The 13,547-nt window shown below is 63.8% G+C and carries 13 protein-coding genes; 7 read left to right on the top strand and 6 right to left on the bottom strand.

What is annotated here, in order from left to right:
- Positions 1–158 precede the first annotated feature (158 nt).
- Together ACTRWG_RS10115 and hpt are read right to left on the bottom strand one after the other, a co-directional pair.
- The gene (locus tag ACTRWG_RS10115) at positions 159–533 is read right to left on the bottom strand and encodes a hypothetical protein (RefSeq protein ID WP_462829281.1); all 375 of its coding nucleotides are present in this window, start codon (positions 531–533) and stop codon (positions 159–161) included.
- A 278-nt stretch (positions 534–811) separates the two neighbouring features.
- On the bottom strand, positions 812–1,357 hold the full coding sequence (gene hpt / locus ACTRWG_RS10110; RefSeq protein WP_027237495.1) for a hypoxanthine phosphoribosyltransferase: 546 nt from the start codon (positions 1,355–1,357) through the stop codon (positions 812–814).
- A 74-nt stretch (positions 1,358–1,431) separates the two neighbouring features.
- Between hpt and ACTRWG_RS10105 the strand changes: the two genes are divergently transcribed.
- Positions 1,432–1,878, top strand: a complete 447-nt coding sequence (locus tag ACTRWG_RS10105; RefSeq protein ID WP_027237496.1) for a type II toxin-antitoxin system RatA family toxin — start codon at positions 1,432–1,434, stop codon at positions 1,876–1,878.
- 94 nt (positions 1,879–1,972) lie between these two features.
- Complete coding sequence (tmpT, locus tag ACTRWG_RS10100) at positions 1,973–2,614, top strand: thiopurine S-methyltransferase (protein WP_462829280.1); 642 nt, start codon at positions 1,973–1,975, stop codon at positions 2,612–2,614.
- A 98-nt stretch (positions 2,615–2,712) separates the two neighbouring features.
- Here the strand turns inward: tmpT and ACTRWG_RS10095 are convergent, their stop codons facing one another.
- The 4 genes from ACTRWG_RS10095 to ACTRWG_RS10080 all read right to left on the bottom strand — a co-directional run bounded on the left by ACTRWG_RS10095 (position 2,713) and on the right by ACTRWG_RS10080 (position 6,167).
- Entirely contained in the window at positions 2,713–3,894 is a 1,182-nt protein-coding gene (locus ACTRWG_RS10095) for an ammonium transporter (protein WP_462829279.1), read from the bottom strand.
- Positions 3,895–4,033: 139 nt separating this feature from the next.
- A complete protein-coding gene (locus tag ACTRWG_RS10090; protein ID WP_435659477.1) occupies positions 4,034–4,525 on the bottom strand; it encodes a CinA family protein in 492 nt (163 codons plus the stop codon).
- Between the two features lie 2 nt (positions 4,526–4,527).
- Positions 4,528–5,034 carry a phosphatidylglycerophosphatase A family protein gene (locus ACTRWG_RS10085; protein WP_259959314.1) on the bottom strand — a complete coding sequence of 169 codons (507 nt, stop codon included), beginning with the start codon at positions 5,032–5,034 and terminating at the stop codon, positions 4,528–4,530.
- Positions 5,031–6,167: a bifunctional 2-C-methyl-D-erythritol 4-phosphate cytidylyltransferase/2-C-methyl-D-erythritol 2,4-cyclodiphosphate synthase gene (locus ACTRWG_RS10080; RefSeq protein WP_462829278.1), complete on the bottom strand. Its 1,137-nt coding sequence runs from the start codon at positions 6,165–6,167 to the stop codon at positions 5,031–5,033. Before ACTRWG_RS10080 ends, ACTRWG_RS10085 begins: the two co-directional genes overlap by 4 nt.
- 181 nt (positions 6,168–6,348) lie before the next feature.
- Here ACTRWG_RS10080 and dusB point away from each other — a divergent pair, with 181 nt between their 5' ends.
- The 5 genes from dusB to ntrX all read left to right on the top strand — a co-directional run.
- Complete coding sequence (gene dusB, locus ACTRWG_RS10075) at positions 6,349–7,335, top strand: tRNA dihydrouridine synthase DusB (protein WP_260004152.1); 987 nt, start codon at positions 6,349–6,351, stop codon at positions 7,333–7,335.
- On the top strand, positions 7,332–8,411 hold the full coding sequence (locus ACTRWG_RS10070; protein ID WP_027237503.1) for a two-component system sensor histidine kinase NtrB: 1,080 nt from the start codon (positions 7,332–7,334) through the stop codon (positions 8,409–8,411). Before dusB ends, ACTRWG_RS10070 begins: the two co-directional genes overlap by 4 nt.
- A gap of 3 nt (positions 8,412–8,414) precedes the next feature.
- A complete protein-coding gene (locus tag ACTRWG_RS10065) occupies positions 8,415–9,782 on the top strand; it encodes a response regulator (RefSeq protein WP_462829277.1) in 1,368 nt (455 codons plus the stop codon).
- 100 nt (positions 9,783–9,882) lie between these two features.
- Positions 9,883–12,165, top strand: a complete 2,283-nt coding sequence (locus tag ACTRWG_RS10060; RefSeq protein ID WP_462829276.1) for a sensor histidine kinase NtrY-like — start codon at positions 9,883–9,885, stop codon at positions 12,163–12,165.
- The coding region (gene ntrX, locus ACTRWG_RS10055; RefSeq protein WP_462829275.1) for a nitrogen assimilation response regulator NtrX at positions 12,162–13,547 on the top strand (1,386 nt) is incomplete at its 3' end. The genes ACTRWG_RS10060 and ntrX, both read left to right, overlap by 4 nt.

Below are 13,547 nucleotides of genomic sequence, written 5' to 3'. Positions count from 1 at the left end.
GGCAAGACGGACAAGGCAGCGATGCTTTGACCGGAGTTAGACACAGCCGCAGCTGCACAATTCGGTTTGCGATGTCCGGTTTTCGATGTCCCGGACGCGGCAATCCCGGCCGGAGCCGGGATTTTTCAGCAATGTTGTGCACCCGGCTGGGCTGACCTTTACTGGGTCAGTGCATTAACGACGGCCACCGCACCGACAATTGCCAGCGTGTCTTTGACCACCTCGAAAATCTTGTTGTCCTGCCGCACATAGCGGTGCCCGTCGCGCGGCGGCTCCAGCCCCCAGCGGCCGTAGTCGTCCACATAAACCCAGTCATCACCGCGGATGCGGTCCTCATAGCGGTCATGCTCATGGTCGCGATCGTGATCGTGGCTGTGCTTGGAGTGGTGGCGTTTCTTGACTTGGCCCGGAGCGTAATGGGCGGCGCTGTTGTCGTGGCCCGGCGCCCATTTCGGCGGCCCGGCATAGGCGGCTGCGGGGGCTAGGGCGAGGCTTGTGGCGGCGGCGGCGGCCGTCATCAGAAACTTGTGCATGTGCGGATCTCCTGTGATCTCTGCGATTGCCATCCAAATGGGCAAGACGGGCAGAAAAGGCAAATCCGCTGCGCCGGAATGCGCCGGCGGCAAGCGGAAACCGGCGGACCGGCGCCGGTTCCTGCTGCGGTGCAGGTTCCTGATTTTTGTGGCATTTCTGCACAGAGACTGCGGCAGGCTGCACAGGCGGTGTACGGGTGGTGCACAGGGGGCGCACGCTGGGTGCCGCATGGTCTTGACGGATGGCGGGCGATTCCGCCCGCCGCTTGGGGCCTGGTTCAGCCCTCTCCGGTGAACCGCACTTTGCCGATATGGGGCAGGTTCCGGTTGCGCTGCGCATAGTCGATGCCATAGCCGACGACGAATTCATCCGGGATTTCAAAGCCAACCCAGTCGGAGCGGAAATCCACCTCGCGCCGCGACGGCTTGTCCAGCAACGCAATGGATTTCAACCGCGCGGGATTGCGGCTTTGCAGCAGGTGGGTGACATGGTTCAGCGTGTGACCGGTGTCGACGATATCTTCCACTACCAGCACGTCGCGCCCTTCAATAGCGCCGCGCAAGTCCTTGAGAATGCGAACTTCCCGGCTGCTCTCCATCGCATCGCCATAGGACGATGCTTCCAGAAAGTCGACCTCGATCGGCAGGTCCAGCTCGCGCACGAGATCGGCAATGAACACAAAGCTGCCGCGTAAAAGGCCGACCACCACGAGTTTGTCGGTGCCTTCGAATTCATGGTGAATCTCTGCGCAAAGCTCCTCGATCCGTGCTGCGATTGCCTTGGCCGAGATCATCACATCAATGACATATGGACGCTGTGACATGGCTGCCCCCTTGAATTTCCCGCGCGTACATAGGACATGACGCGGCACAATTGTAGCAGAAAATCAGCGGACAGATGCCCACACACTCGGAAACCCGCCAGATGCCCTATACGGCGCAGCAGATGTACGATCTGGTGGCCGACGTCGCGCAGTACCCGAAATTCCTGCCCTGGTGCGCCGCCGCCCGCATCCGCAGCCGTGCCCGGATGGGCGAAGCAGAGGTGATGGAAGCGGATCTGGTGATCTCCTTCAAGGTCTTCCGCGAGCGGTTCGGCAGCCGGGTAACCCTTTATCCTGCTGAGAAAAAAATAGACACCGAATACCTCGACGGCCCGTTCCGCTACATGAAGTCGAACTGGTCCTTTGCGCCGCGCGAGGACGGCACCTGCGACGTCTCTTTCTTCGTTGATTTCGAGTTTAAAAACGCGGTTCTGCAGGGCATCATCGGCGTGGTGTTCAACGAGGCGATGCAGCGCATCGTGCGCGCATTCGAGCGCCGCGCGGCGGATCTGTACCGGTAACAGCCGGCTGGCCGCAAATCTGTTGACCTGAAGCCGGCTTCAAGTTGTATCACCGCGGGGCTTTGGATTTTCTCAATGGAAGGAACGGCCCGTAATGGATCAGGATTTCTGGCAGGCACGCTGGCGCGAAAACCGCATCGGCTTTCACGAGGCTGCGCCAAATACCCTGCTGGTAAAGCACTTTTCCCGGCTTGAATTGGCGGCGGGGCAAACTGTCTTTGTGCCGCTTTGCGGCAAGGCGCTGGATCTGGACTGGCTGTGCGGGCAGGGGCTGCGCGTGACAGGGATTGAGTTCAATCAGGACGCAGTCGAAGAAGTGTTCGCGCGCCAGGGGCTGAAGCCGGAGGTGTCGCATACAGGCTCTCTCTCACGCTATCAGGCCGGACGCCTGACCCTGTTCGCCGGGGATTTCTTTGCGCTGGCGGCAGGGCATCTTGGCCCTGTGGATGCGGTCTATGACCGGGCGGCCCTGGTTGCGGTCAAACCGGAAGACCGCGCGGCGTATACTACCCATCTCAACCAGGTTACGCGCACGGCAAAACAGATTCTGATCGGGTTTGATTATGACCAGACCCTGATGGAGGGTCCGCCGTTTTCAGTGCCGGGCGAAACTGTTCAGGCGCTCTACCGGGACACCCATGCCATAACGCTGATCGAGGAACGCGCCGCAGACGGACGGATCGGCGAGCGTTGCAGCGCGCTGGAGCAGGCCTGGCTGCTGGAACCCCTGTCATAAGGCCGGCGGGCTGACACGAAAACGGGTCCCCGAAGGGACCCGTCCGGTGCGAATTATGCACCGCCTGCCGTGAGTGGTGGCATTCGTCATTGCCGGAGTCAGCTGTTCATGTCGTATGCACGCTCACCGTGAACTGAAAGATCGAGGCCGTTGGTCTCGCTTTCAAGATCCACGCGCAGGGATGTGATCGCGGCGGTGAGTTTCACCAGCAGGATGGTCACCACCACGGTGAAGATACCGACGATCACCAGCGCGCCCAGCTGCGCGGCCCAGGCGCCGGCGCCGAAGACGGCAATCATGATAGTGCCGAAGATTCCGCCCACGCCATGCACCGCGAAGACGTCCAGCGTGTCGTCAATTTGCATCCTGTTGCGGATCAGGTTGACCATCTCCTGGCACAGAACGCCGGCAACCGCGCCGATGATCAGCGCCTCCACCGGGCCGACAAAGCCGGAGGCGGGGGTGATCGAGGCGAGTCCCGCAATGGTGCCGGTGACCAGGCCCACGAGGGACGCCTTGCCGTATTTGATCTTTTCCCACAGCGCCCAGCTCAGCGAGGCCGTGGCGGCAGAGAGATGGGTCACGGTCAGCGCCATCGCCGCGCCGCCGTCGGCTGCAAGCTGCGAGCCGCCGTTGAAGCCGAACCAGCCGACCCACAGCATCGCGGCCCCGATCATCACATAACCGGGGTTGTGCGGCGGAATGGTGCGGTTTTTGCGCGGGCCCAGGAAGAAGGCGATGATCAGCGCTGCCAGGCCTGCGGTTTCATGCACCACGATTCCGCCGGCAAAGTCTTTCACTCCGGTCTCGCCAAAGATGCCGCCATCCGCCAGGAAGCCGCCGCCCCAGATCCAGTGCACCACGGGCGCGTAGCACAGCAGCATCCAGAGGCCGGAAAACACCAGGACGAAGCCAAAGCCGACCCGCTCCACATAGGCGCCGACGATCAGTGCGGGCGTGATGATTGCAAAGGTCATCTGGAAGGCAAAAAACAGAACCTCGGGCAGGGTGCCCGACAGGCTGTCGGCGGTGACACCGTTCAGGAACATCTTGTCCAGCCCGCCCCACAGGCCGCTGGTGCCGTTTCCGAAGGCGATTGTGTACCCGAAGGCCAGCCACAAAACGCTCATCAAACAGGCAATGGCGTAGCAATGCATGAAGACGCTGAGCACATTGCGGGCACGCACAAGGCCGCCGTAAAACAGGGCCAGCCCTGGCAGTGTCATGAAGAGGACCAGGGCCGTGGCCACAATGATCCATGCGGTATCCGCTCCGTTCATCCGATTGTTCCTTCCCCTCGAAAACCGTTGGGATCAGGAGAAAGCGGAAAGCCCGCGCAGAAAAAAGCGGCAGGGGTGCGGGGAGCGCACAAAAACGGGGCTTTTTTGCAAATGCCGAAAAATTGGGCGGCGCTGGGGGTCAGCTGCCTGTTTCGCGTTCGATTTGGGAAACTGCTTGCGCCAGCAAGTCCAGCGCATGGTCGCGGGTGGCGGCGCGGACCTTGTCCCGCCCGATGGCGCCGTATTCCACCGTTTCGGTGACGGTCTCCTGGCCGCTGCGGGCGAGGCCAAAGCAGACGCGGCCCTCGGGCTTGAACTCTGACCCGCCGGGGCCGGCAATGCCGGTGACGGAGACCGCCAGCGTCACGCCTGCGTTCGCCAGCGCGCCAGCGGCCATTTCGGCGGCGACCTCCTCGCTGACCGCGCCCACCGCATCCAGCGTCTCCGTCTTGACCCCCAGCATCTGCATCTTGGCTGCGTTGGAGTAGGTGACAAAGCCCCGGTCCACCACGGCGGAGGAGCCGGGGATGTCGGTCAGCGCTGCGGCAATCATCCCGCCAGTGCAGCTTTCAGCCGTGGCGATGGTAATGCCAGCAGCAGTGGCGCGGCGGATGAGCTCTGCGGTGTCCATTCTCACATTCCTAGAACACCGTGGGACAGGAATGCCAGCGCAACAACGCCGATGGCGGCCATGATGCCGGCAATAACGTCATCCATCATCACGCCGGTCGCCCCCTTCTGCCGGTCGGCCCAGCCGACTGGGCCGGGCTTCCAGACGTCGAATAGGCGGAACAGCACAAAGGCGGCAATCCAGCCCGGCCACAGGGCGGTGATCTCGATATCATGCGCCCAGGCCGGATAGGACACGGCCCACAGCGCGGTGAACTGGCCTGCGACCTCGTCCAGAACAAATTCCGAGGGGTCCATGTTTTCGCGGTTGCGGGTCATGGCTTCCGCTGCCCAGACACCCACCACCATGCAGACCACGGTCGCCAGCGCCAAAAGGAGAAAGCCGCCCAGTTGATGCAGCGCATAGGCCATGGGAAGCGCTGCAAGCGAGCCCCAGGTGCCGGGAGCCGGGCGCAGGTAGCCGATGCCGCCGACGGTGCCGATGAAGAAGGCCAGATGCGATCTCTTCATGGTTTCACCAGCGCTGCGGTGGCGATGGCGGCGATGCCCTCGCCGCGTCCGGTAAAGCCAAGGCGCTCGGACGTTGTGGCCTTGATCGACACCCGGCTGGCCTCGATGCCCAGAATCTCTGCCATGACGCTGCGCATTTTGGCCGCATGCGGGCCGACCTTGGGGTATTCGCAGACCAGGGTGCAGTCCACATTCGACAGGGTGAAGCCCATCTCGCGCGCCAGATTGGCGGCGTGGCGCAGGAAAATCTCGCTGGCGGCACCCTTCCACTGCGGGTCAGAGGGCGGGAAGTGCTGGCCGATATCGCCCTGCGCCAGGGCACCATAAATGGCGTCGGTGACGGCGTGCATGCCCACATCGGCGTCGGAATGGCCCTGCAGAGTCTTCTCGTGCGGGATTTCGACGCCGCAGAGGATCACGCTGTCGCCGGGGCCGAACCGGTGCACGTCGTAGCCATTGCCAAGCCTGATATCCATGTCTGCTCCCAGTGTGCGCTCCGCCCGGGCAAAATCCTCGGGGCGGGTGATTTTGATATTGTCGGGCTCGCCCGGAATGATGCGGACGTCAAGCCCTGCGGCGCGGGCGACCTCCACGTCATCCGCTGCTCCGCCCGGGTGGGCGAGGTGCGCGGCGAGGATGTCCTGATAGCGGAAGCCCTGCGGCGTTTGCGCCGCAAACAGGCCGTTGCGGTCCTGGGTGCCGGTCACGCTGCCGTCGGCGCCAGTCCACAGCGCATCGGTGACGGCAAGCGCCGGCGCTGCTGCAGGTCCGAGGTCCAGTGCATTGATAATGCCGTGAATCAGAGCCGTGCTGACACAGGGTCGGGCGGCGTCATGGATCAGAACTTTATCCACGCCGCGGCCATCCAGAGCCTTCAGCCCGTTCAGGGCAGAGGCCGCCCGCTCGGCTCCGCCTTCGGCAAGGATCAAACCGGGTTTTCCGGAAAATTCCGTCCAAGCGTGAGGGTCGTCCGCGGAGAGAACCAGAACGGTGAAATCCACCCCCGCCTTTTCAAAAGCGTCCAGCGTCCAGTCGATCACCCGGCGGCCATTCAGCGGGCGCCACTGCTTGGGCGTGCCGCCGCCCGCGCGGGTGCCGCGTCCGGCGGCGACGATCAGGGCGGCTGTGGTCATGAAGGCCTCATTGCAAATCCGGTCTTTGTTTATGAGGTGGCGCGTGGTTAGGCAATCACCTGGCGGAATGTGCCTAAAAATTAGGCAAACAGCGGCTGACTGTGCCTTGCAGAGGGCGGTTTCATTGCTGCATAGCAGGGACTTCGGATAAAAACGCTTCAGTTGCACAAGGATTAGGCAGTTGTCCTTCACGCTTGGAACCACCTCGATGTCTCCGCCGATTGCATTGGCGCCGATGGCCGGAATCACCGACCGTCCGTTCCGGGATCTGGTCCGCTCCTTCGGCGCCGGGCTTATGGTGAGCGAGATGGTGGCAAGCCAGGAGATGGTGCAGGCCAAGCCCGGCGTGCGCGAACGGGCTGAGTTGAGCGCGGATGTGGAAAACACCGCGGTGCAGCTGGCGGGGCGTGAGGAATACTGGATCGCCGAGGCCGCCAAGCAGGTCGCGGGACAGGGCGCGCGGATCATCGACATCAACATGGGCTGCCCGGCCAAGAAGGTGACCAACGGCTATTCCGGATCGGCCCTGCTGAAGACGCCGGATCACGCGCTGCGGCTGATCGAGGCGGTGGTCGGCGCGGTGGATGTGCCGGTGACGCTGAAGACGCGGCTGGGCTGGGACGATACCTGCCTGAACGCCCCCGATGTGGCGCGCCGCGCGGCGGAGGCCGGGGTGCAGATGGTGACGATCCACGGCCGCACCCGCTGCCAGTTCTACAAGGGGTCGGCCGATTGGGCGGCGATCCGGGCCGTCAAGGACGCGGTGACAGTGCCGGTGCTGGCGAATGGCGATATCGTCGATACCGCGGCTGCGCGGCAGGCGCTGGAGCTGTCGGGTGCGGACGGTGTGATGATCGGGCGCGGCGCGGAAGGCAAGCCCTGGCTGCTGGCAGAGGTCTCCCATCACCTGTGGGGCACCCCGGCGCCGGAGATCCCGGCAGGGGATGCATTTGTCCAAATGGTTTCAGAGCATTACCGGGCAATGCTTGATTTCTATGGGCAGGACCTGGGCGTGCGCGTCGCGCGCAAGCATCTGGGCTGGTACATGGACGAGGCCGGGACCGGCCCCGCGATGCGCCGGGCGGTGCTGACGCAAAAAGACCCGGCAGAGGTCCTGGCCCTGCTGCCGGACGCGCTGAGCGCGCAAAGTGCGGAGGCCGCCGCATGATGGACAGTGCCGCCCTCTGGGCCTCCCTGCCGGTGCCTGCGTTTCTGATCGACGCCTGGGACAACATTGCCGATGTGAATGCGGCCGGAGAGGGATTCTTGAACACCTCCCGCAAGGCTTTGCTGGGCCAGCCGGTCTGGGACACGCTGGCCATCGACGCGCCGATTGAGGACGCATTTGCCCGCGCCCGGGTGCAGGGCACGCCGCTGTTCGTGAATGACATCGATGTGGGCTCCGGCAGCCGGGCGCCGCTGCAGTGCGGGGTGCAGATCGCCTCGCTGCAGGGGCAGGAGGGGGTGATGCTGCTGATGGTCACCCCGCGGGAGCTGGCCGGGCGGATGACCCAGACCCATTCCGCCAAATCCGCCGCCGCCTCGGCCATTGGCATGGCGGAGATGCTGGCGCATGAGATCAAGAACCCGCTGGCAGGCATCACCGGTGCAGCGCAGCTCCTCAGCATGAACCTGGGGCCGGAGGACCTGGAACTGACCGACCTGATCGTCAGCGAAAGCCGCCGCATCGTGAAGCTGCTGGAGCAGGTGGAGCAGTTCGGAAACCTGTCGGAACCGGCCTTTCAGCCGGTGAACCTGCATGACGTGCTGGACCGGGCGCGGCGGTCTGCTTTGCTGGGGTTCGGCGCCCATATGACCATCACCGAGGAATACGACCCCTCGCTGCCGATGGCCTGGGGGGATGCGGACCAGCTGCTGCAGGTGGTGCTGAACTTGTTGAAGAACGCCTCTGAAGCTGCTGATCCCAAAGGCGGGCATATCCATATCCGCACCTACTATGAGCATTCATTCCGGCTGCGCCGCAGTGACGGGACCGGCAAGCTGCTGCCCCTGCAGATCGAGATTATCGACGACGGGCCGGGGCTGCCGGAAAAGATCAGGGATGATATTTTCGACCCGTTTGTGTCGGGCCGGGAGAATGGCACCGGGCTGGGCCTTGCTTTGGTGAGCAAGATCGTCTCGGAGCATAATGGCTGGATATCAGTAAGCTCGGTTCCCGGGCGCACGGTGTTCCGGCTGTCGCTGTCGCGCGTGCCGCGTGACGGAAAACCGCAGGAGAGCTGATCTATGGACGGCACCGTTCTGGTCGCTGACGACGACCGCACCATCCGCACCGTTCTGACCCAGGCGCTGACCCGCGCCGGGTGCAAGGTGCATGCGACCTCATCGCTGACCACGCTGATGCGCTGGGTGGGCGAGGGCAAGGGCGATGTTGTAATATCGGACGTAATGATGCCGGACGGGAACGGGCTGGAGATGCTGCCCAAGATCCAGTCCGACCGTCCCGGGCTGCCGGTGATCGTGATCTCGGCGCAGAACACCATCATGACGGCAATCAAGGCGGAAGAGGCTGATGCCTATGATTATCTGCCCAAGCCCTTTGACCTGCCGGAACTGATGAAGCGCACCGCCAAGGCGCTGGCGGCCAAGCGGGTGGCGCCAGGCGTCCAGAAAGGCGAGGCGCAGGAACGGCCGGAGGAACTGCCGCTGATCGGCCGCAGCGAGGTGATGCAGACGCTGTACCGGTTGATTGCACGGGTGATGAATACCGATCTGCCGCTGCTGATCACCGGTGAAAGCGGCACCGGCAAGTCCCTGATTGCGCAGGCAATTCACGATTTTTCCGACCGCCGGACCCTGCCCATTGTGCATGCCGATGCCGCCAGCCTGATTGAGCTGGAGGGCCCGGCGCGGCTGCTGGCGCAGGCAAAGGGCGGCACGCTGGTGATTGACGAGCTGGCGGACCTGCCGGAAGAGGCGCAGGCGCGGTTGGTGCGGATGATGGACAGCCCCGGCGACCACGCGCCGCGCTTCATCGCCTCCAGTCAGAAGGACCTGGCATCCGCGATGGAGGCAGGTGAATTGCGCCAGGACCTGTATTACCGGATCTGCGGCACCGCGCTGCATGTGCCGGCCCTGCGCGAGCGGGTGGAGGACATTCCGCTGCTGTCGGAGCATTTCCTGATCCGGGCCGAAAATGAGGGCGCGCCGCACCGGGTGCTGAGCGAGGGCGCGCGCGAAGTGCTGCGCCATTTCGCCTGGCCGGGCAATGTGCGGCAGCTGGAAAACGCGGTGCGCCGCCTGGCCCTGACCGCGCGCGGGGAGGAGATCACCCAGGCCGATGCAGCCGCGGTGCTGGGGCCGCAGACCGGGCCGGAGCCTGCAGTGGCCGGCCTCTCCAATGAGAAATTGTCCGAATCCGTCGGCCGCCACTTGCAGCGCTATTTCGACCTGCATGGAGACATGCTGCCGCCGCCCGGCCTCTACATGCGGCTGCTGCGCGAGGTGGAGACGCCCTTGATCGAGATTGCGCTGGCGGCGACTGGCGGAAACCAGGCAAAATGCGCCGAACTGCTGGGGATCAACCGGAATACCTTGCGTAAGAAGATCACTGATCTGGATATTGAGGTGACACGCCGCCGCAAACTGATGTAATATCGCCACAGAAATGTGGCTTTGCCGTGAATTTCCTAGGCAGGGCCACGAGATATGGCGGTGACTCGCAAAGAGTCGCACATCAGGATGAGGGCAGTAAGTGGCGTATAAGTCACATCTGAGGGCGGCATACGGGCCACTTGCGGCTATTGACCGATGGCGGCGAACCCGCCGCGCCCGCAATATCGGCACCATTGGCCTGGTTTTGCTGGGGCCGGTGCTAGCCTTGGCGACATTCCTCATCATCGGCCCGCTGGGGCAGGGGGCGTCCTCGCGGTCGCTGCGGCTGATTCTGCTGGCGGATCTTGTCTATATCCTGACCATCGCGGCGCTGGTGATGGCGCAGATCGTGCGCCTGTTTGCGGCGCGGCGGTCGAAATCGGCAGGCTCCCGCCTGCATTTGCGGCTGATCGGCGCGTTTGGCTTTCTGGCGCTGATCCCAACCGTGATTGTCGCGGTGTTCGCAGTGCTGACGGTGAATGTCGGGCTTGAGGGCTGGTTCTCGCAGCGGGTGCGCCAGGTGATCGGCAGCTCGCTGGCCGCGGCGGAAGCTTATCAGGCGCAGCAGAAAGGCGACCTGAGCGAAGACGCCCAGGCCCTGGCACGCTATCTGGACAGCAGCCGGGCGCGCAGTTTCTTTATCAACGATGCTGAGCTGCGGCAGGTGCTGGCACAGGGCCAGCTGCAGATCCAGCGCGGCCTGCGCGAGGCCTATATCGTTGACAGCGGCGGGCAGATCCGGGCGCGCGGCGAACGCTCCTATGAATTTGATTTTGAAAAGCCCGACAACCAGCAGCTGGAGGCGGCCCGCCAGGACGGCATGCTGCTGATCGAGGATTGGGACAACAGCGAGTTCCGCGCCCTGGTGCAGCTGAGCGCCTTTGTCGACCGGTTCCTGTACATCAGCCGGGATGTGGACGGCGAACTGCTGAACCTGCTGGATGACACCCAGGAAACCGCTCACCTCTATCAGCAGCTGGAAAGCGAGCGGGGAAGGGTGCTGTTTGAATTTGCGCTGCTCTACATCGGCTTTGCGGTGATCCTGATCCTGGCGGCGATGTGGCTGGGCATGTGGTTTGCTGAACGGCTGTCGCGCCCCGTCGGGCGGCTGACGGTGGCGGCGCAGCGGGTGGGCGGCGGCAATCTGGACGTTCAGGTGCCGGTCGATGACGGCGGTGACGAGATTTCCCAGCTGGGCCAGTATTTCAACCAGATGACCCGCGAACTGAAGGCGCAGCACAGCCGCCTGCTGGACAATACCCGGCAGATCGAACGCCGCCGCCGCCTGTTCGATTCAGTCCTGTCGTCGGTGACCTCCGGGGTTGTAGGCCTGGATGCCGACGGGCGGGTGACATTCGTGAACCGCTCTGCCGAACGGCTGCTGGACTGGCAGGAGGATCAGCAATTGATGGCGCTGGCGGTGGCGGTGCCGGAATTCGGGCCGCTTTTTGCCGAGCTGATCGAGACCGGCGCCGAAGTCGTTCAGGAGGAAATCAAGGTGACCCGCCAGGGCCGGCTGGAAAACCTGCTGGTCCGGATGTCGCCGCGCCGCTCTGAGGAAGGCGGGCTGGAAGGCTATGTGGTGGCCTTCGACGATGTGACCGACCTGGTCAGCGCGCAGCGGATGGCGGCCTGGGGCGATGTGGCCCGCCGGATCGCGCATGAGATCAAGAACCCGCTGACCCCGATTCAGCTGAGCGCGGAACGGATCAAGCGCAAGTTCGCGCCCAAGCTGGGTGAGGAGAACAGCGATCAGCTGCAATCCATGACCGATGTGATCGTGCGCCAGACCAACGATCTGCGCCGGATCGTCGATGAGTTCTCGAAATTCGCCCGCATGCCGGAACCGGAGCGGCGCGAGGAGGATCTGGTCAAGCTGGTGCGGGACGCGGTGATCCTGCAGCAGCAGGGCCAGCCGGATGTCCGGATCACGGCGGAGCTGCCAAAGGTGCAGATGCCGTCGGATCTGGATGCAACGATGATTGGCCAGGCGCTGACCAATCTGATCAAGAACGCAGGCGAAGCCATCGAAAGCCTGCAGAAGAAGGGGGCTCCGGACGGTCTGGTCCCGGAGATCCAGGTGACTGCGGAAAAGACGGGCAGCTTCTACGAAATCCGCATCGCCGACAATGGCATCGGTCTGCCCGAAGACCGGGCGCGGCTGTTTGAGCCCTATGTGACCACGCGCGACGCGGGCACAGGGCTGGGGCTGCCGATCGTCAAGAAAATCATCGAAGAGCACGGGGGCACGCTGACGCTGGAAGACGCCCCGGTGTTCGAGGGACAAGCGCATAACGGCGCAATGGCGGTGATCCGCCTGCCCGCCGCAGCCAAAAAAGCGGCGGCGCCTAACAAGAGCACAGTGAAAGCAGGTCTGACATGAGTGACATTCTGATTGTAGATGATGAGCGGGATATCCGTGAGCTGATCTCGGACATTCTGGAGGACGAGGGCTATGCCACCCGCAAGGCCGGCAGCTCGGATGAGTGCATGGCCCGGCTGGAAGAAGCCAAGCCCGCGCTGATGATCCTGGATATCTGGCTGAAGGACAGCCAGATGGACGGCATCGACATCCTGAAGACGGTCAAGCGGGACACGCCGGACATCCCGGTGGTGATCATTTCCGGCCACGGCAATATCGAAATCGCCGTCGCCGCGATCAAGCAGGGCGCCTATGACTTCATCGAGAAGCCCTTTAACATCGACCAGCTGATGGTGGTGATCCGCCGCGCGATGGAAACCTCGCGCCTGCGCCGGGAGAACTCCGACCTCAAACGCAAGGAGACCGGCCCGGCGGACATGATCGGAACCTCCGCCGCGTTCCGCACCCTGGTCGGCCAACTGGACAAGGTGACCAAATCCAACGGCCGGGTGATGCTGACCGGTCCGGCAGGCAGCGGCAAGGAGATTGCGGCGCGCTACATCCACGCAAACTCCAACCGGGCGTCGGCGCCCTTCATCACCGTGAACTGCGCCAGTATCGAGCCGGACCGGATGGAAGACGTGCTGTTCGGCCGCGAGTCATCCGAACGCGGGGTTGAGCCGGGCCTGCTGGAACAGGCGCATGGCGGCGTTGTGTTCTTTGACGAGGTGGCGGACATGCCGCTGGGCACCCAGTCCAAGATCCTGCGGGTGCTGGTCGATCAGCAGTTCCAGCGGGTTGGCGGCTCGGACAAGATCCGCGTCGACCTGCGGGTGGTATCCTCCACCAACAAGGATCTGGATGCGGAGATCGAGGCCGGCACCTTCCGCCAGGAGCTGTATCACCGCCTGAACGTGGTGCCGGTTGCGGTGCCGTCGCTGGCGGACCGGCGCGAGGATATCCCGCTTCTGGCCAATTACTTCATCTCCCAGTTCAACGAGGCCCAGGGCCTGCCGCTGCGGGAGCTGACCGAGGAAGCCGTGGCGCTGATGCAGACGATGCCGTGGCCGGGCAATGTGCGCCAGCTCAAGAACCTGGTGGAACGGGTGCTGATCCTGGGCGACGGCAGCGGCCCGATTGAGGCCAAGGACCTGCCGCGCGAAGAAGAGAAGACCGAAGAGGAGGGCCGGGTGGTGCTGTCCGGCGCGCTGGCAACCCTGCCGCTGCGCGAGGCGCGGGAGGCGTTCGAACGGGAATACCTGCTGACCCAGATCAACCGCTTTGGCGGCAATATCAGCCGCACCGCGTCTTTTGTCGGCATGGAGCGCTCGGCGCTGCACCGTAAGCTGAAGTCGCTGGGGGTGGTGACCTCCAACAAGGCTGGCGCTCGCGTGGCGCATGTG

The sequence above is a fragment of the Leisingera sp. G5_S3_59_S7 genome, from assembly GCF_054968485.1.
The sequence above is the reverse complement of the archived record's forward strand: the minus strand, read 5'-3'. Positions and strand labels throughout refer to the sequence as shown.

Coding starts and splice junctions, on each gene's coding strand:
- ACTRWG_RS10105 (WP_027237496.1), top strand. CDS start 1,432: ATGCCCACACACTCGGAAACCCGCCAGATGCCCTATACGGCGCAGCAG.
- tmpT (WP_462829280.1), top strand. CDS start 1,973: ATGGATCAGGATTTCTGGCAGGCACGCTGGCGCGAAAACCGCATCGGC.
- ACTRWG_RS10080 (WP_462829278.1), bottom strand. CDS start 6,167: ATGACCACAGCCGCCCTGATCGTCGCCGCCGGACGCGGCACCCGCGCG.
- ACTRWG_RS10095 (WP_462829279.1), bottom strand. CDS start 3,894: ATGAACGGAGCGGATACCGCATGGATCATTGTGGCCACGGCCCTGGTC.
- ACTRWG_RS10070 (WP_027237503.1), top strand. CDS start 7,332: ATGATGGACAGTGCCGCCCTCTGGGCCTCCCTGCCGGTGCCTGCGTTT.
- ACTRWG_RS10090 (WP_435659477.1), bottom strand. CDS start 4,525: ATGGACACCGCAGAGCTCATCCGCCGCGCCACTGCTGCTGGCATTACC.
- ACTRWG_RS10115 (WP_462829281.1), bottom strand. CDS start 533: ATGCACAAGTTTCTGATGACGGCCGCCGCCGCCGCCACAAGCCTCGCC.
- ACTRWG_RS10065 (WP_462829277.1), top strand. CDS start 8,415: ATGGACGGCACCGTTCTGGTCGCTGACGACGACCGCACCATCCGCACC.
- hpt (WP_027237495.1), bottom strand. CDS start 1,357: ATGTCACAGCGTCCATATGTCATTGATGTGATGATCTCGGCCAAGGCA.
- ACTRWG_RS10085 (WP_259959314.1), bottom strand. CDS start 5,034: ATGAAGAGATCGCATCTGGCCTTCTTCATCGGCACCGTCGGCGGCATC.